The 14,936-nt window shown below is 65.0% G+C and carries 13 protein-coding genes and 4 tRNA genes; 10 read left to right on the top strand and 7 right to left on the bottom strand.

The features are described 5' to 3' along the window. Positions 1–78: 78 nt before the first annotated feature. The gene (tusA, locus tag BLS61_RS10895) at positions 79–330 is read left to right on the top strand and encodes a sulfurtransferase TusA (RefSeq protein ID WP_003460892.1); all 252 of its coding nucleotides are present in this window, start codon (positions 79–81) and stop codon (positions 328–330) included. A gap of 85 nt (positions 331–415) precedes the next feature. On the opposite strand, the gene BLS61_RS10890 is transcribed toward tusA, so the two are convergent. Both BLS61_RS10890 and BLS61_RS10885 read right to left on the bottom strand, forming a co-directional pair. Continuing rightward, on the bottom strand, positions 416–1,474 hold the full coding sequence (locus BLS61_RS10890) for a DUF3080 domain-containing protein (protein ID WP_090430692.1): 1,059 nt from the start codon (positions 1,472–1,474) through the stop codon (positions 416–418). Between the two features lie 37 nt (positions 1,475–1,511). Next, entirely contained in the window at positions 1,512–2,885 is a 1,374-nt protein-coding gene (locus tag BLS61_RS10885; RefSeq protein WP_090430690.1) for an MATE family efflux transporter, read from the bottom strand. A gap of 150 nt (positions 2,886–3,035) precedes the next feature. Here BLS61_RS10885 and pdxB point away from each other — a divergent pair, with 150 nt between their 5' ends. From pdxB to BLS61_RS10870, 3 genes are all read left to right on the top strand, one after another. Next, positions 3,036–4,166 (top strand): 4-phosphoerythronate dehydrogenase PdxB, encoded by a 1,131-nt coding sequence (gene pdxB / locus BLS61_RS10880; RefSeq protein ID WP_090430688.1) that lies wholly within the window; start codon positions 3,036–3,038, stop codon positions 4,164–4,166. A 617-nt stretch (positions 4,167–4,783) separates the two neighbouring features. Continuing rightward, entirely contained in the window at positions 4,784–5,269 is a 486-nt protein-coding gene (locus tag BLS61_RS10875; protein ID WP_090430686.1) for a glutathione peroxidase, read from the top strand. Beyond that, positions 5,266–5,724: a MarR family winged helix-turn-helix transcriptional regulator gene (locus BLS61_RS10870; RefSeq protein ID WP_090430684.1), complete on the top strand. Its 459-nt coding sequence runs from the start codon at positions 5,266–5,268 to the stop codon at positions 5,722–5,724. Before BLS61_RS10875 ends, BLS61_RS10870 begins: the two co-directional genes overlap by 4 nt. On the opposite strand, the gene BLS61_RS10865 is transcribed toward BLS61_RS10870, so the two are convergent. Then, positions 5,714–8,077, bottom strand: coding sequence for a response regulator (locus BLS61_RS10865; RefSeq protein WP_376782576.1), 2,364 nt, complete (start codon positions 8,075–8,077; stop codon positions 5,714–5,716). The two genes, BLS61_RS10870 and BLS61_RS10865, sit on opposite strands and share 11 nt — an antisense overlap. A gap of 67 nt (positions 8,078–8,144) precedes the next feature. On the opposite strand from BLS61_RS10865, the gene BLS61_RS10860 reads away from it, so the two are divergent. Together BLS61_RS10860 and BLS61_RS10855 are read left to right on the top strand one after the other, a co-directional pair. Next, on the top strand, positions 8,145–9,035 hold the full coding sequence (locus BLS61_RS10860) for an ATP-binding protein (RefSeq protein WP_090430679.1): 891 nt from the start codon (positions 8,145–8,147) through the stop codon (positions 9,033–9,035). Then, positions 9,032–9,514: a GAF domain-containing protein gene (locus BLS61_RS10855; RefSeq protein WP_090430678.1), complete on the top strand. Its 483-nt coding sequence runs from the start codon at positions 9,032–9,034 to the stop codon at positions 9,512–9,514. The genes BLS61_RS10860 and BLS61_RS10855 overlap by 4 nt, the downstream gene beginning before the upstream one ends. 126 nt (positions 9,515–9,640) lie before the next feature. Here the strand turns inward: BLS61_RS10855 and BLS61_RS10850 are convergent, their stop codons facing one another. After that, on the bottom strand, positions 9,641–10,303 hold the full coding sequence (locus BLS61_RS10850) for a glutathione S-transferase family protein (protein WP_090430676.1): 663 nt from the start codon (positions 10,301–10,303) through the stop codon (positions 9,641–9,643). 64 nt (positions 10,304–10,367) lie between these two features. Further along, the gene (locus BLS61_RS10845; protein ID WP_208598793.1) at positions 10,368–11,132 is read right to left on the bottom strand and encodes a hypothetical protein; all 765 of its coding nucleotides are present in this window, start codon (positions 11,130–11,132) and stop codon (positions 10,368–10,370) included. Between the two features lie 223 nt (positions 11,133–11,355). On the opposite strand from BLS61_RS10845, the gene BLS61_RS10840 reads away from it, so the two are divergent. The 4 genes from BLS61_RS10840 (at position 11,356) to BLS61_RS10825 (ending at position 11,734) form a co-directional block, all read left to right on the top strand. Then, a tRNA-Glu gene (locus tag BLS61_RS10840) sits at positions 11,356–11,431 on the top strand. A gap of 15 nt (positions 11,432–11,446) precedes the next feature. Beyond that, positions 11,447–11,522, top strand: a tRNA-Gly gene (locus BLS61_RS10835). A 45-nt stretch (positions 11,523–11,567) separates the two neighbouring features. After that, positions 11,568–11,643: transfer RNA gene (locus tag BLS61_RS10830), tRNA-Glu, on the top strand. Positions 11,644–11,658: 15 nt separating this feature from the next. Next, positions 11,659–11,734: transfer RNA gene (locus BLS61_RS10825), tRNA-Gly, on the top strand. Positions 11,735–11,845: 111 nt separating this feature from the next. On the opposite strand, the gene BLS61_RS10820 is transcribed toward BLS61_RS10825, so the two are convergent. Both BLS61_RS10820 and BLS61_RS10815 read right to left on the bottom strand, forming a co-directional pair. After that, the gene (locus BLS61_RS10820) at positions 11,846–12,253 is read right to left on the bottom strand and encodes a PA2817 family protein (RefSeq protein WP_090430674.1); all 408 of its coding nucleotides are present in this window, start codon (positions 12,251–12,253) and stop codon (positions 11,846–11,848) included. Positions 12,254–12,445: 192 nt separating this feature from the next. After that, entirely contained in the window at positions 12,446–14,893 is a 2,448-nt protein-coding gene (locus tag BLS61_RS10815; RefSeq protein WP_090430672.1) for an acyl-CoA dehydrogenase, read from the bottom strand. Positions 14,894–14,936 lie beyond the last annotated feature (43 nt).

Raw genomic sequence — 14,936 nt, 5'->3', positions numbered from 1 at the left:
CCCATCCAAGGTTGTGCGCGCAGGGTGACCTGGAGGTCAGCTTTGCGCGACAATGCGCGCCTGCCTGTGGAGCCCCCTATGTCCGAAGCCCTGACCCTCAACCACGATGACCTGCTCGACGCCAGCGGCCTGAATTGTCCGGAGCCGGTGATGATGCTGCACAACAAGGTGCGCGACCTGTCGCCGGGCGGCCTGCTCAAGGTGATCGCCACCGACCCCTCGACTCGCCGTGACATCCCCAAGTTCTGCGTGTTTCTCGGCCATGAACTGCTCGGTCAGGCCGAGGAAGACGGCACCTACCTGTACTGGATTCGCAAGAAGGCCGACTAGACAGTTATCTCGTAGGGCGGGTGCAACCCGCCAAATAGCGGATGTTGTCGGTCGCGATGGCGGGTTACACCCGCCCTACGGTTTGCTAGCTTTCGCTGTTCCATCCCGCCTGTCCCGGTGCCAGACCGCAGCTGTTCAGCAGCGTCTGCCAGGCCCTGACGTGCCGTGCCGTGGCCGTACGGAAATCCTGCCATAGCGAATTCTGCTCGCCAGCCAGCCGCTGCAGATGTTCGCCGGTAGCAGGCGGAATGCCCTCTATACGCTGCAGTTGCAGCAGCACCGCCTGCCATTGCTGGCCGCGCTGGTCGACCTGTGCCAGATAAGGCTGCAGGCCGCCGGCGTAGAACTTGATGAAGATGTTCTGCAGGATGCGCCCGCGTGGCGTGGCCTGGCCCAGCGGGCAAAGCGGGCGATTTTGTTGGCGTTGCTCGAGCATTTCGCTGCCGGCATCGAGCGTGTGGCGCAGGCTGGCCAGGCTGGTGATCAGCTGGCCGCCCTGTTCGCTGGCATAGAGGGCGAAGAACAGCGGTTCCAACTCCCCGGCGCTCGGTGGTAACTGTGCCGGTATGCCGGCGCCGATGTTGGCCAGCCGCTGCAAGGCGTCCAGTGCCGCGCTGTCTTCCTGGCTGTCGACCGGCAAGGCCGGGTCGGCAAAACGCAGGTAGTTCTCGAACTCCGGACTGCCGTTCAGGGCATTCCAGAACACCGCTGGCAGTTGCTGGCGCTTGTCGCTGGCCAGGCGCTGCAGAGTGGCCTTGAGGCTGGAGTCGTCCTGCAGATGTGGCAGGCAGTCATCGATGGCGCGCAGCAGGTCGCCTTCGTAGCCCAGGCGCTGGCTGGGCATCAGCTGCTTGCCCAGGCTGCTGTTGCGCTGGCTGATCAACTGTTGCAGATGCGGACAGCGCCGCGCATCGATGACCAGATCGAGCAGGCCTATGCGCAGTTCCGGCAATGCCAGCAGGCGCTCGCGGCGTGGCGGCAAACGATATTGGCTGGCGCTGCGGCTGTCGAAAGTGGGTGCGTCGGCCGCATCGAGCGAGCGCTGCAGACGTGCGAGGTAATCGTTCTGCAGGGCCAGGCCGTCGTTGGCCGGGCCGCAGCCAGCGATCAGAAGGAAGCAGAGGAGCAGGGCAGGTCGGATCATCTGCTCAGTCTAGAGAGGATGCCCGACCTATCCAATCTCAACCGGCCCGGCGAATGCGCTTGCGCGCGCTGCGTGCCAGGCGCACGGTGAGCATCGCTGCGGCGCAGGTCAGCCCGACCACCAGGCCCTGCCACAGGCCGCTGGGGCCGCTCGGCTCGCCCAGCCAGTCGGACAGCCCGAGCGCATAGCCCACCGGCAGACCGATGCCCCAGTAGGCGAACAGGGTCAGCAGCATGGTGATGCGGGTGTCCTGGTAGCCGCGCAGGGCGCCGGCGGCGGTGACCTGGATGGCGTCGGAGAACTGGAACAGGGCCGAGTACACGATCAGCGTCGCTGCCACCGCGATTACCGCCTGGTCCGGGGTATAGATCTGCGCGATCTGTTCGCGCAGCAGGAGCATCAGGCTGGCCGATATGCAGGCGTAACCCAGTGCCACGCCCATGCTCACCCCGGCGGCGAAGCGCGCTTCGCGCGGCCGGCCGCGTCCCAGCGCCTGGCCGACGCGCACCGTCGCGGCCATGGCCAGCGAGTAGGGAATCATGAACACCATGGAGCTGAAATTCAGGGCGATCTGATGCCCGGCGACCACGGTGGCGCCGAGGCCGCCGATCAGCAGGGCGATCACCGAGAAGATGCTCGATTCGGCAAATACCGCGATGCCGATCGGCACGCCAATGCTCAGCAGGCGCTTGATCACCGGCCACTGTGGCCACTCGAAATGGGTGAACAGCGCGCTGGCACGGTAGTAGGGCGCCCACTTCACCCAGACCAGCATGCCGATCAGCATGAAGCCCATCACCAGTGCGGTGGCCCAGCCGCAGCCGACGCCGCCCATGGCTGGCAGGCCGAACTTGCCGTAGATGAAGATGTAGTTGGCCGGAATGTTCAGCAGCAGGCCGAGAATGCCCAGCACCATGCTCGGGCGGGTGTGACCCAGGCCATCGCTGAAGCAGCGCAGCACGTGATACAGCGCTACCGCGGGGAAGCCGCAGGCCACCGCGCGCAGGTAGCCCATGGCCGGAGCGATCAGCGCCGGGTCGACGTTCATGGTGCGCAGGATGAACTCGGCGTTCCACAGCAGCGTTGCGGCACTGCCACCCACGGCCAGTGCCAGCCACAAGGCCTGACGCACCAGCGGGCCGATCTCTGCTTCCTCGCCGGCACCGAAGCGCTGCGCCACCTTGGGCGTGGTGGCCAGCAGGATGCCGGTCATCAGCAGGAATATCGGCACCCAGATCGAGTTGCCCAGCGCCACGGCGGCCAGGTCCTGCGGGCTGACGCGCCCGGCCATCAAGGTATCGACGAAGCCCATGGCGGTGTGCGCCAGCTGGGCGATGATGATGGGCGTGGCCAGGATGAGCAGATTGCGCAGTTCCGTGCGCACGCGGCCAAGGCGGGTGTCGGTGGACATTTCGACTCTTCGGGATAGCAGGAAACCGCGTAGTCTACGCCTTGACGCAGCGGTCAGGAAAGTGCGGCGTGAGGCTCTGTTCGGCGCTCTGCAGGGCGACGCTGGCGATCACGCTGGCATAGAATGGCGGCCTGCCCGATGGAGCCCGCCATGCATATAGTCGCCGACGAAAACATTCCCCTGCTCGATGAGTTCTTCGCCGCGTTCGGCAGCATCAGCCGTCTGCCGGGGCGGGGCATCAGCGCAGCCGACGTGCGCGACGCCGATCTGCTGCTGGTGCGTTCGGTGACGCAGGTGAACCGGGCACTGCTCGAAGGCAGCCGCGTGCGCTTCGTCGGTACCTGCACCATCGGCACCGACCACCTGGATCTCGATTACTTCGCCGAGGCGGGCATCGCCTGGAGCAGCGCGCCGGGCTGCAACGCCCGCGGCGTGGTGGATTACGTGCTGGGCAGCGTGCTGACCCTGGCCGAGCGCGAGGGCGTTGACCCGGCTGCGCGTGTCTATGGCGTGGTCGGGGCGGGGCAGGTCGGTGGGCGTCTGGTCAGTCTTTTGCAGGGCTTGGGCTGGCAGGTACGGGTGTGCGACCCGCCGCGCCAGGCCGCCGAGGGTGGCGACTTCGTCAGCCTGGAGCAGATCATCGACGAATGCGACGTAATCAGTCTGCACACGCCGCTGGACGCCTCGACGCGCCATCTGTTCGATGCGACTCGCCTGGCGACGCTGAAGCCGGGAACCTGGCTTATCAATGCCAGCCGCGGTGCGGTGGTGGACAACGCGGCGCTGCGCACGCTGCTGCCGCAGCGCCCGGATCTCAAGGCCGTGCTGGACGTCTGGGAAGGCGAGCCGCAGGTCGACGTCGAGCTGGCCAGCCTGTGCCAGCTGGCCACGCCGCATATCGCCGGCTATAGCCTGGACGGCAAGCTGCGCGGCACCGCGCAGATCTACCAGGCCTGCTGCCGCGTGCTGGGCGTGGCCGAGCAGGTGAGTCTGGCCGACTTGCTGCCGGCGCCCTGGCTCAGCGAAGTGAGCATCGACAGCAGCGCCGACCCGGCCTGGGCTTTGGCCAGCCTGTGCCGCGCGGTATACGACCCGCGCCGCGACGATGCGGATTTCCGTCGCAGCCTGGTGGGCGATGCCGAGGCGCGTCGTGCGGCATTCGACCGCTTGCGTAAGCATTACCCGATGCGCCGCGAAACAGATGGCTTGCGCGTACGAATTCAGGGTGATGCGCCTCAATTGGCAGCGCTGGTCCGGGCGTTGGGCGCCGCTGCAATGTAGGGTGCGCCGTGCGCACCGACCGATATCGTAAGGGCCCGCGGTGCGCACAGCGCACCCTACGATAATGCGCTATGGCTTGCGCGTGCGTATTCAGGGCGATGCGCCCCAGCTGGCCGCGCTGGTCCGGGCCTTGGGCGCCGCCACAATGTAGGGTGCGCCGTGCGCACCAGCCGATATCGTAGGGGGCCGCGGTGCGCACAGCGCACCCTACGATAATGCGCTATGGCTTGCGCGTACGAATTCAGGGCGATGCGCCACAGTTGGCCGGTCTGGTGCAGGCCTTGGGCGCCGCCACAATGTAGGGTGCGCCGTGCGCACCGACCGATATGGTGGGGGCCTGCGGTGCGCACAGCGCACCCTACGATAATGCGCTATGGCTTGTGCGTGCGTATTCAGGGCGATGCGCCACAGTTGGCCGGTCTGGTGCAGGCCTTGGGCGCCGCCACAATGTAGGGTGCGCCGTGCGCACCGACCGATATGGTGGGGGGCGCGGTGCGCACAGCGCACCCTACGAATAGTGCGATATCTGCTCACCTTATCTTGCAGCAATTAAATTGCATGCAATTTAATTGCTCGCTACTTTATTCGTCACTTCCAGCCAATTCAGGACGATTCCCATGAGCAACGCACTTTTCGATATCCCGATCACCACCATCAAGGGCGAGCAGAAGACCCTGGCCGACTTCGGCGGCAAGGCCGTGCTGGTGGTCAACACAGCCAGCAAGTGCGGTTTCACCCCGCAGTACAAGGGCCTGGAAAGCGTCTGGCAGCAATACAAGGACAAGGGCCTGGTGGTGCTGGGTTTTCCCTGCAACCAGTTCGGCAAGCAGGAGCCGGGTGACGAGGGCGCCATTTCGGAATTCTGCGAGCTGAACTTCGGCGTCAGCTTCCCGCTGTTCAAGAAGGTCGACGTCAACGGCGCCGATGCCCATCCGCTGTTCGTGCAGCTGAAAAAGCGCGCGCCGGGCCTGCTGGGCAGCCAGGGCATCAAGTGGAACTTCACCAAATTCCTGATCGGCAAGGATGGCCAGGTGGTCAAGCGCTTTGCTCCGACCACCAAGCCGGAGGAGCTCTCCAGCGAGATCGAAGCCCTGCTGAAATGACCGCTTTCGATACCGCCGGGCTGCAGCTGGACAACCAGCTGTGCTTCAAGCTCTACGCCGCCTCGCGCGCGGTGATCCGCGCCTACAAGCCGATGCTCGATGCCCTTGGCCTGACCTACCCGCAGTACCTGGCGATGCTGGTGCTGTGGGAGTGGCAGGAGCGGGCGCCCGAACAGCCGACGCTGAAGGCGCTTGGGCAACGCCTGCAATTGGACTCGGGCACCCTGACCCCGCTGCTCAAGCGTCTGGAGCAGATGGGCCTGGTGCAGCGCCGTCGTGCGCAGGCGGACGAGCGTGAGGTGCATCTGGCGCTGAGCGCGGCCGGTGTGGCGCTGCAGGCGCAGGTCACGCCGCTGAAGGCGCAGTTGCTCTGCCAGTTTGGCGATCAGGATCTGCTGGAGCTTCAAGGGCTGCGGCGCAGCCTGGATCGGTTGCTGGCCCGGCTCAGCGGCTGACCTCGCTAGGCAGCCAGGTGTCGAGCATGGCTGCCAGCTCTTCGCGGCGGAAGGGTTTGGCCAGGTAGTCGTTCATCCCGGCGGCGCGGCAGCGTTCGCGCTCGTCGGACAGCGCATTGGCGGTAAGGGCGACGATGGGCAGCTCCGGCCAGCGGCCGTTGCTGCGGATGCGCCGGCTGGCCTCGTAGCCATCCATCACCGGCATGTTGCAATCCATCAGGACCAGGTCGACGGCTTCCCGTTCCAGCGCTTCCAGCGCTTCGCCGCCGTGGCCGGCGACCAGCACCTGGCAACCCAGCTTGGCCAGCATGCCCTTGGCCACCATCTGGTTGACAGGGTTGTCTTCGACCAGCAGCACGCGTGCCTTGCTTTCCCGGCTGGGTTGCGCCTGGGCAGCGTCGTGCACGTTGCCCTCGTCCCGCTGCAGGATATGTCGCAGGACCTGCAGCAACCCGCTGCGCGCCACCGGGCGGGCGATCTGCAGCAGCGGCATGAGGCGCTGCGCCTGGTCATGCGGCAGGAAGTTGCCATAGGCCGTGACCAGCAGCACCGGCGTGGTGATCGCCGGGCGAATGCCCAGCAGGCATTCGGGGCAGTCGCTGATCAGCAGGTCGGCCTCCACGCCAAGCAGGCTGGCATCGGTGTCCAGGCGTCGGTAGCTCAGGCCCCAGGCCGGCAGCCACTGGCTGAGCATCTGTTGCAGGCCGCTGCCGGCAGGCGTCATGGCCACGATTTGACCCTGCAGGGAAGGCTGCGCGGCTGGCTGGGCATGGGCCGGCAGCGGCAGCTCGGCGCAGAACTCGCTGCCGAAGCCTTCCTTCGATTGCAGGGTCAGCTTGCCGTGCATCGCCTGGCAAAGACGCCGCGTCAGCGCCAGGCCCAGCCCCGTGCCGCCGTACTCGCGGGTAATGCCCACCTCGGCCTGGGCGAAGGGCTGGAAGATACGCGCCTGGGCGTCTTCGGCGATGCCGATGCCGGTATCGCGCACGCGAATGCTGATGCCGTCCGCGCTGCAGGCAACGATCAGGTCGACGCGGCCGAAACGGGTGAACTTGAGGGCATTGGACAGCAGGTTGCTGACGATCTGGCGAACCCGCGTCGGATCGCCCAGCACCTGCGCCGGCAGTGCAGGATCGATCAGGCAGGTCAGCTCCACGGCGCTGGAGGCATTCTGCGACAGCAGGCTGGCGGTTTCCTCGGCCAGGACGCCGAGGTCGAAGGGGATTTCTTCCAGCTCCAGCTGGCCGGCCTCGAACTTGGAGAGGTCGAGTATGTCGTTGAGCAGTTCCACCAGCACCTTGCCCGAGTCATGGGCGATGCCCAGCTGCTGACGCTGTTCGGCGCTGAGCGGGCCGTCCAGGGCCAATGCCAGCATGCCCAGCAGGCCGTTGAGAGGGGTGCGGATCTCGTGGCTCATGTTGGCCAGGAAGGCCGAGCGCGCCTGCGCCATGTTCAGCGCGGTGGTGCGCGCCACCTCCAGTTCCCTGTTGGACTGGCTGAGGCGCGCGTTGGTGGCCTTGAGCTCGGCAGTACGCGCCGAGACGATGTTTTCCAGTTCGCTGAGGTACTGAGTCAGGCGGTCCTCGGCGTTGCGTCGCTGCTCGATTTCCTGGGCGATGCTCGACAGCTGGCGGTTGGTGACCTCGACCAGGATGCCGATCTCGTCGCGCTCGTGGCCCTTGGGGCAGGGCACCGGGCGGTGTTGCGGGTCCTGCGGGTTGCGTTCGCTGAGCGCGCGAATAACCCCGGTCAGGGGCTTGGTCAGCATGAAATAGAACAGTACCAGCAGGATCAGCGACAGCAGCAGGCTGCGTGCGAAACCGGTGAGCAGGGTCAGCAGCGAGCGCCTGAGAAAATGGCTGCCGAAGGCGTAGGTGTCGATTTCCAGACGCAGAACACCAAGTGCCTCTTCGGGCGCGTGGCTGACGTAGAGCGGATCCTGGAATTCGCGCTTGGCGCCGAACAGGCTGTCGCTGAACACCCGGTAGCGGCTTTCGCTGCGCGGGCGGCTGACGCTGGCCAGCATCAGGCCACTGTTGTCGATCAGCTCGGCGCGGGTCACGGCCGGCGAGCGCAGCAGGCCCAGGACCAGTTCCTGGGCCAGTTCGGCGTCGATGTTGTAGGCGATGCGGGCGGCGGGGTTGTGGCTGATTTCCAGCAGCGCGCGAATCTCGCGGTTGATGGAGGCCTCTTCGCTGGCATAATCGATCGCCACCTGGGTGACGCTCAACAAGGTGCCGAGGATGAACGCCACCAGCACGGTCAGGCCGGCCTGTTTGTACGACAGGCGATTGGTGAGCGAGATATCCATAAATGCGTGCGTAGTCTCTGATCCTTGGCGCCTGCCAAGCATAGCTGATCGCGACCCAGTACCGGCAGAGCCTGCAACGTGCGGCTTTGCGCAAAAGGAGTAGTAGACCGTGGATTCCCGATTGCTGGATTTTCTCGCCCGCGCCGAGCAGGTGCTGGAGCGTCTCGAGCCGTTGCTGCCAGCGCTGCGTCCGCAGCTGGACTGGCAGGCATGCATGGCGGCGCGCTGGGTGCGTGATGGTCGCAGCGGCTACCTGATGCCGCTGGCGGTCAGCCTCGATCTGTCGTTGAGCGACCTGCTGGGCGTGGACGCCCAGCGTGAGCAACTGGCGCGCAACACGCGGCAGTTCGTCAGCGGCCTGCCAGCCAACCACGCCTTGCTCTGGGGCGCGCGTGGCACCGGCAAGTCCTCGCTGGTACGTGCGCTGCTCGCCGAACACGCCAGGGCCGGCCTGCGCCTGATCGAGATCGAGCGTGATCATCTGGCCGACCTGCCGCGTGTGGTCGAGCTGCTGGCCGGATTGCCGCAACGCTTCGTGCTGTTCTGCGACGACCTCTCGTTCGAGGCGGGCGAGGGCGACTACCGGGTTCTCAAGAGCGTGCTCGACGGCTCGCTGGAACAGGCGCCGGACAACGTGTTGCTGTACGCCACCTCGAACCGCCGGCATCTGGTGCCCGAGCATCAGAGCGATAACGAGAACTGGAAGAGAGTCGACGGCGAGCTGCACCCCAGCGAGGCGGTGGAGGACAAGATCGCGCTGTCCGACCGTTTTGGCCTGTGGCTGTCGTTCTATCCCTTCAGCCAGGAGCACTTCCTGATCGTGGTGCGCCACTGGGTGGACGTGCAGGCGCGTCAGGTGGGGCTCAACTGGAGCTGGGACGAGGCACTGGAGAAAGCCGCCATTCGCTGGGCGCTGGGCCGCGGCAACCGCAATGGCCGCTGCGCCTATCAATTCGCCCGTCACTGGGTCGGGCTGCAACTGCTGGAGCAACAGACATGATCGATCTTTCCCAGGCCGGGGCTGACCTCAACGGCTACCCGCTGCTGAGTGCGCAGCTGCAGGCGCTACTGTCCGGCGAGCGTGATTTCATCGCCAACGCCGCGCAGTTTTCCGCCTTCCTGTTTCACGAACTGGCCGACCTGAACTGGGCTGGCTTCTATCTGGTCAAGGATGGCGAGCTGGTGCTCGGTCCATTCCAGGGCAAGGTGGCCTGCGTACGCATTCCCTTCGGTCGTGGCGTATGCGGCGCTGCCGCGGCCAGCCTGCAAACGCAGCGAGTCGAGGACGTGCATGCCTTCGCCGGGCACATCGCCTGCGACAGTGCGTCGAACAGCGAGCTGGTGGTGCCGCTGGTCAAGGACGGTCGCCTGATCGGCGTGCTGGATCTCGACAGCCCGTCGGTCGGGCGTTTCACCGAGTCGGATCAGGCCGGGATCGAAGCGCTGGCGGCGATCTTCCTGGCCGCCAGCGACTGCTGAATACGCCTTTGGCGATACGGGGAGGCTCGATACGGTAGGGTGCGCCGCGCGCACCGCTGGCTTGAGACGTCGCCGAAGCTGATTTTGCAATAGGTGCACACGGCGCACCCTACGAAGCAGGCGTGTTCAGCGCTTGGCGCCGATCTTTTCCAGGGTGCGCAGCTCGCGCGGCAGCAGCCGCTGCATCGACTCGCCGGCCTTGATGCGCTGATAGTGGGCCGTCAGCTTCGGCCAGCGTGCGGCGTCGAGCATTTCACCGCCGTGCTCCATGTTGACCAGTTGGCTGGCCAGCGCCAGATCGGCCATCGATAGCTGCTCACCGAGGAAGTAGGGCGCCTCACCGAGCGTGGCCTCGAAATAGTCGAAGTGGCTGGGCAGCTTGTCCTTGAGCGCCTGCTGTACCTTTTCCTCGTCGCACGGCTGGCCCATGCCGGCCTTAAGTACGCGGTTGCGAAACACCGTGAAGGTGCACCAGGGCGCCAGCTCGTAATCGGCGTATTTCTCCAGCCAGCGCACCTTGGCGCGTTGTTCCGCTCCCTCACCATACAGCGGCTTGTGCTCGGGGTAGCGTTCTTCGAGGTACTGACAGATCACGCTGGAGTCCGCCAGTTTGAGGTCGCCGTCGCGAAAGGCGGGAATCCGGCCCAGCGGGTTGAGCTCGCGATACCAGTCCGGCTGAGCGAAGGGCATCACCACCTCTAGCTCGTAATCCAGGCCTTTCTCGATCAGGCACAGACAGACTTTACGGACGAAGGGGGACAACGGTGCCCCGTAAACGGTCATGCTCATGGCAGCTCCTGATGCGCGGTCAGCCTGTTCGGCCGTGCGAGGGCGATCGATGTTCTACCGCCGCTCAGTCGTAGATGTTCTTCTTTTTCCAGTCGTCTTCCAGGTCTTTCAGGCCTTCGGTCAACTGGCTCGGTTCTTCCGCCGCGGGTGCGTTCTTGTCGAGGACCATGGCATTGGCGCGCGCCAGTTGTTCCTCGAAGCGCTTGAGTTGCGCCTGGTAAGGGGTCGGGTCGGGTTGCTTGCGCAGGTACTGCACGCCGCGCTCGAAGGCCAGGCGGGCCTGGCCGGGCTGGTTCTGCTGCAGGGCCGTCTGGCCCAGCGCGCTGAAGAACTCGATATGTACCAGCACCAGCATCTGACGGATCTGCCCGATCCACTGTTTGCCCTCGTTGGCGGGCAGCAGACCGCTCTGCACCGAACCGGTGATCAGAGCATGAAGATTTTCCAGGACAAAGCGCACCTCCTTGGCCTTGGCTTCGTTGGCGATGGGCTGTGGCGGGTTCTTCACCGGGATGGATTCGCCCTGGGCGATCTGGGTGCGCAGCGTTTCGATGTCGGCCTTGAGCGTCGCGCTCTGCTTGTCCAGCGCCAGCAGGCGTTCGCTGACCTGCAGCTGCAGCTGGGCCAGTAGCAGCTTGAGCTGGGGCGTCATCAGCTGGCCAGGCATGCGTTCGGAGATATCCTGGCAGCGACGAATGCGGTCGAGCAGGTCGGCACGCTGGCGGGCTTTCTCCAGTTTGCTGTTCTCGACGGCATGGTTGACGTAGGCAATCACCATCAACAGGGCGATGCCGCCGACTATCAGCAGGGTTATCACGAGTGCGGACACTGCTTGGGACCTCTCGAGAATCATCTTTTCAACCGAGTGTAGTGGCTTGCTCGCATCGCTCCTAGTGGTACGTCAATTTCTGGGCTGAAGTCTTTGATTTTAAAAATTTTTTAGAGAGTGGTTGACGACCTCCCAAAGCCTCCATAGAATGCGCGCCACTTCCAGCGCAAAGCTCTGAAGCAGAGCGAAGGAAGCCGGAAAGTTGCTTGATGTTCCGGGGTGTGTCCCCTTCGTCTAGTGGCCTAGGACACCGCCCTTTCACGGCGGTAACAGGGGTTCGAGTCCCCTAGGGGACGCCACTTTCAAGCTGTTATGCGGGAATAGCTCAGTTGGTAGAGCACGACCTTGCCAAGGTCGGGGTCGCGAGTTCGAGTCTCGTTTCCCGCTCCAAAATTGCGAAATGCTGCCTCGGCAGGGTTTCAAACGAAGTTCCAGGTCCCCTTCGTCTAGTGGCCTAGGACACCGCCCTTTCACGGCGGTAACAGGGGTTCGAGTCCCCTAGGGGACGCCACTTTCAAGCTGTTATGCGGGAATAGCTCAGTTGGTAGAGCACGACCTTGCCAAGGTCGGGGTCGCGAGTTCGAGTCTCGTTTCCCGCTCCAAATAAACGAAAACGCCGCTCAATAGAGCGGCGTTTTCGTTTCCGTCGTTTGTACAGGCACAAAACAGAAGGCCCGCCGGTTTACCGTGCGGGCCTTTTGTTTATTGGCAGATCAGTGCTTGGAGCTGTCGGTGGGCAGGGCCAGCAGTTGCTTTTCCTGATTCCAGTCGAAGGGTTCGTCGTTCTCTTCGGCCTCGAAGCGACGCTCGTCGAGAGCCTGGTACAGGGCGATTTCCTCGTCCGGCATGAAGTGCAGGCAGTCGCCGCCGAAGAACCACATCAGATCGCGCGGTACCAGATGGGCGATCTGCGGGTAGCGGTGGAACACCTGGCTGATCAGGTCCTGGCCCAGGTACTGGCTGGAAACCGGATCGCGCGGCAGTTCGGCGAGCAGCTCGTCGTAACGCTCGAGGAACAGGGCGTGGCTGTCGTCGAGCACCTGTTCGGCTTCGCCCAGCGCGACGAGGATACCGCGCAGGTGATTGAGCAGGGCGAGGTGATGTTCGAGATGGCTGGCCATGGTGCAGTGTCCTGAAAGGTAAAACGGGCGCAGGAGTATAGAGTTCCTGGCGCCCGCTGTCCTGCATGGCTGGCCTTCGTGGGTGAGGCTTTCGGCTCGGGCATCCTGCTTCGCTCTACCTCCTGCATCCCTGCAGTCGTAGCGGCGAGCTTCTTGAGTCGCGGCTAAAGCCCCTGCCACTGGCCGCTTGCATCAGCGCACCGTGCCGCGACTCAGCTTGAGTTCTTCCTTGGCGAAATCGTCGACATCGATCACCCGCCGCCGCGCCGCCTCGGCCGCCTGCAGGCGTTGACCCTGTTCGGCGTCGAGGATGCCGGCAGCGATCCCCGCCTCGATGGCATCCTGGCCCGGTGCCGGTTGCAGGCTGCCGTCCTTGAGTGCCTGGTGCAGACGCTTGCGGGCGTCGTGGCTGGCCTGTACCAGGTTCAGCGCATGCTGCAGGGCGCCGACCGAGTCCTGGTCGGCTTGTGGGCGATAGCAGCCTTCCAGCACCGATTCCAGCGCCGGGTCGCCGGCCTGGCGGCCGATGATCGCGGCCACTTCGGCGTCCAGCACGTCGCTCGGGCCGTGGTGACGACGGCCCAGCGGGAACACCAGTACCTTCAGCAGGCAACCGAACAGGCGATTGGGGAAGTTGCTCAGCAGGGCATCGAGCGCCTGCTCGGCGCGGTAGAGGTTTTCCTCCATGGCCCAGCGCAGCAGCGGTCTGACGGCTTCCTGATAGTCCAGGTCGTGGTAGCGCTTGAGTGCCGCCGAGCCCAGGTAGAGATAGCTGAGCACATCCCCCAGGCGCGCAGACAGACGTTCGCGACGCTTCAGGTCGCCGCCGAGCAGCATCATGCTGCTGTCGGCGCACAGGGCGAAGGCCGCGGCCAGGCGGTTGAGGGCGCGGTAGTAGGGCTGGCTGAGGTCGTCACCCGGCACCGTGCCCAGACGGCCCAGGGTCAGGCCGAGAAGGAAGCTGCTGGCCGCGTTGCTCACGGCGAAACCGATATGGCGCATCAGCAGCGAGTCGAACTCGAGCTGCGCCTCGTCCTTGTCTTCGCGGTCAGCCAGGGCCATTTCCTTGAGCACGTAGGGATGGCAGCGGATGGCGCCCTGGCCGAAGATCATCAGGTTGCGCGAGAGGATGTTGGCGCCCTCGACGGTGATGAAGATCGGTGCGCCCTGCCAGGAGCGGGCCAGGTAGTTGTTCGGCCCCATGATGATGCCCTTGCCGCCGTGCACGTCCATGGCGTGGCCGATGCATTCGCGGCCGCGCTCGGTCAGGTGGTACTTGAGAATCGCCGAGAGTACCGAGGGTTTTTCGCCCAGGTCGACGGCATTGGCGGTGAGGATGCGCGCGCTGTCCATCAGCCAGGCGTTGCCGCCGATGCGCGCCAGCGCTTCCTGAATGCCCTCGAAGGCGGACAGCGGTACGTTGAACTGCTCACGCAACTGGGCGTACTGGCCGGTGGCGAGGCTGGTGAACTTGGCCGCGCCGGTGCCGACGGCAGGCAGCGAGATGGAGCGGCCGACCGACAGGCAGTTCATCAGCATCATCCAGCCCTTGCCGAGGTACTCCTGGCCACCGATCAGGTAGTCGAGTGGAATGAACACGTCCTTGCCCGAGTTCGGCCCGTTCATGAAGGCTGCGCCCAGCGGCAGGTGGCGACGGCCGATTTCCACGCCGGGGGTATCAGTGGGAATCAGCGCCAGGCTGATGCCGAGGTCTTCCTTGTCGCCCAGCAGGTGGTCCGGGTCGTAGGCCTTGAAGGCCAGGCCGAGCAGGGTGGCCACAGGGCCGAGGGTGATGTAGCGCTTCTCCCAGTTCAGGCGCAGGCCGATCACTTCCTCGCCGTTGAACTGGCCCTTGCAGATGACGCCGGTGTCCGGCATGGCGCCGGCGTCGGAGCCGGCCAGCGGGCCGGTAAGGGCGAAACAGGGGATGTCCTCACCGCGCGCCAGGCGTGGCAGGTAATGGTTGCGCTGTTCTTCGGTGCCGTAATGCAGCAGCAGCTCGGCCGGGCCGAGGGAGTTGGGCACCATCACGGTGGAGGCCAGGTCGCCGCTGCGCGTGGCCAGCTTCATCGCCACCTGCGAGTGGGCGTAGGCGGAGAAGCCCTTGCCGCCATATTCCTTGGGAATGATCAGGGCGAAGAAGCCGTGCTGCTTGATGTGCTCCCAGGCTTTCTCCGGCAGGTCCATCTCCTGGCCGACCTGCCAGTCGCTGATCATCGCGCAGAGTTCTTCGGTGGGGCCGTCGATAAAGGCCTGTTCCTCTTCGGTCAGCCTGGCCTTGGGGTAGGCCAAGAGCTTGTCCCAGTCCGGTTTGCCACTGAACAGCTCACCGTCCCACCACACCGTGCCGGCTTCGATGGCATCGCGCTCGGTGGCCGACATCGGCGGCAACACGCGCTGGAACCAGGCGAACAAGGGGCGGGTGAACAGCTGCCGGCGAAGGTCGTCGAGCAGGATGAAGGCGGCGACTGCGCCGGTGACTATCCATAGCAGCAGTTGCAGCCAGCCGGGTACCGGGCTGAACAGGGCCATGGCCACCAGGTAGGCCGCGGTGATGCCGAGGGCGGGGCGGGCGGCGGTGCGACTATGGGCCAGGTAGATGACCCCGAGCAGCAGCACCAGCAACCAGATGACGAGCATGTGCATTCCTCCATGATTCGAGCGGGCGACGCCCCGAGCATAG

This window comes from Ectopseudomonas guguanensis, assembly GCF_900104265.1.
Lineage (GTDB): Bacteria > Pseudomonadota > Gammaproteobacteria > Pseudomonadales > Pseudomonadaceae > Aquipseudomonas > Aquipseudomonas guguanensis.
The sequence above is the reverse complement of the archived record's forward strand: the minus strand, read 5'-3'. Positions and strand labels throughout refer to the sequence as shown.

Coding starts and splice junctions, on each gene's coding strand:
- BLS61_RS10815 (WP_090430672.1), bottom strand. CDS start 14,893: ATGCTCGTCATCTGGTTGCTGGTGCTGCTGCTCGGGGTCATCTACCTG.
- BLS61_RS10820 (WP_090430674.1), bottom strand. CDS start 12,253: ATGGCCAGCCATCTCGAACATCACCTCGCCCTGCTCAATCACCTGCGC.
- tusA (WP_003460892.1), top strand. CDS start 79: ATGTCCGAAGCCCTGACCCTCAACCACGATGACCTGCTCGACGCCAGC.
- BLS61_RS10865 (WP_376782576.1), bottom strand. CDS start 8,077: ATGCTTGGCAGGCGCCAAGGATCAGAGACTACGCACGCATTTATGGAT.
- BLS61_RS10890 (WP_090430692.1), bottom strand. CDS start 1,474: ATGATCCGACCTGCCCTGCTCCTCTGCTTCCTTCTGATCGCTGGCTGC.
- pdxB (WP_090430688.1), top strand. CDS start 3,036: ATGCATATAGTCGCCGACGAAAACATTCCCCTGCTCGATGAGTTCTTC.
- BLS61_RS10855 (WP_090430678.1), top strand. CDS start 9,032: ATGATCGATCTTTCCCAGGCCGGGGCTGACCTCAACGGCTACCCGCTG.
- BLS61_RS10875 (WP_090430686.1), top strand. CDS start 4,784: ATGAGCAACGCACTTTTCGATATCCCGATCACCACCATCAAGGGCGAG.
- BLS61_RS10870 (WP_090430684.1), top strand. CDS start 5,266: ATGACCGCTTTCGATACCGCCGGGCTGCAGCTGGACAACCAGCTGTGC.
- BLS61_RS10885 (WP_090430690.1), bottom strand. CDS start 2,885: ATGTCCACCGACACCCGCCTTGGCCGCGTGCGCACGGAACTGCGCAAT.
- BLS61_RS10850 (WP_090430676.1), bottom strand. CDS start 10,303: ATGAGCATGACCGTTTACGGGGCACCGTTGTCCCCCTTCGTCCGTAAA.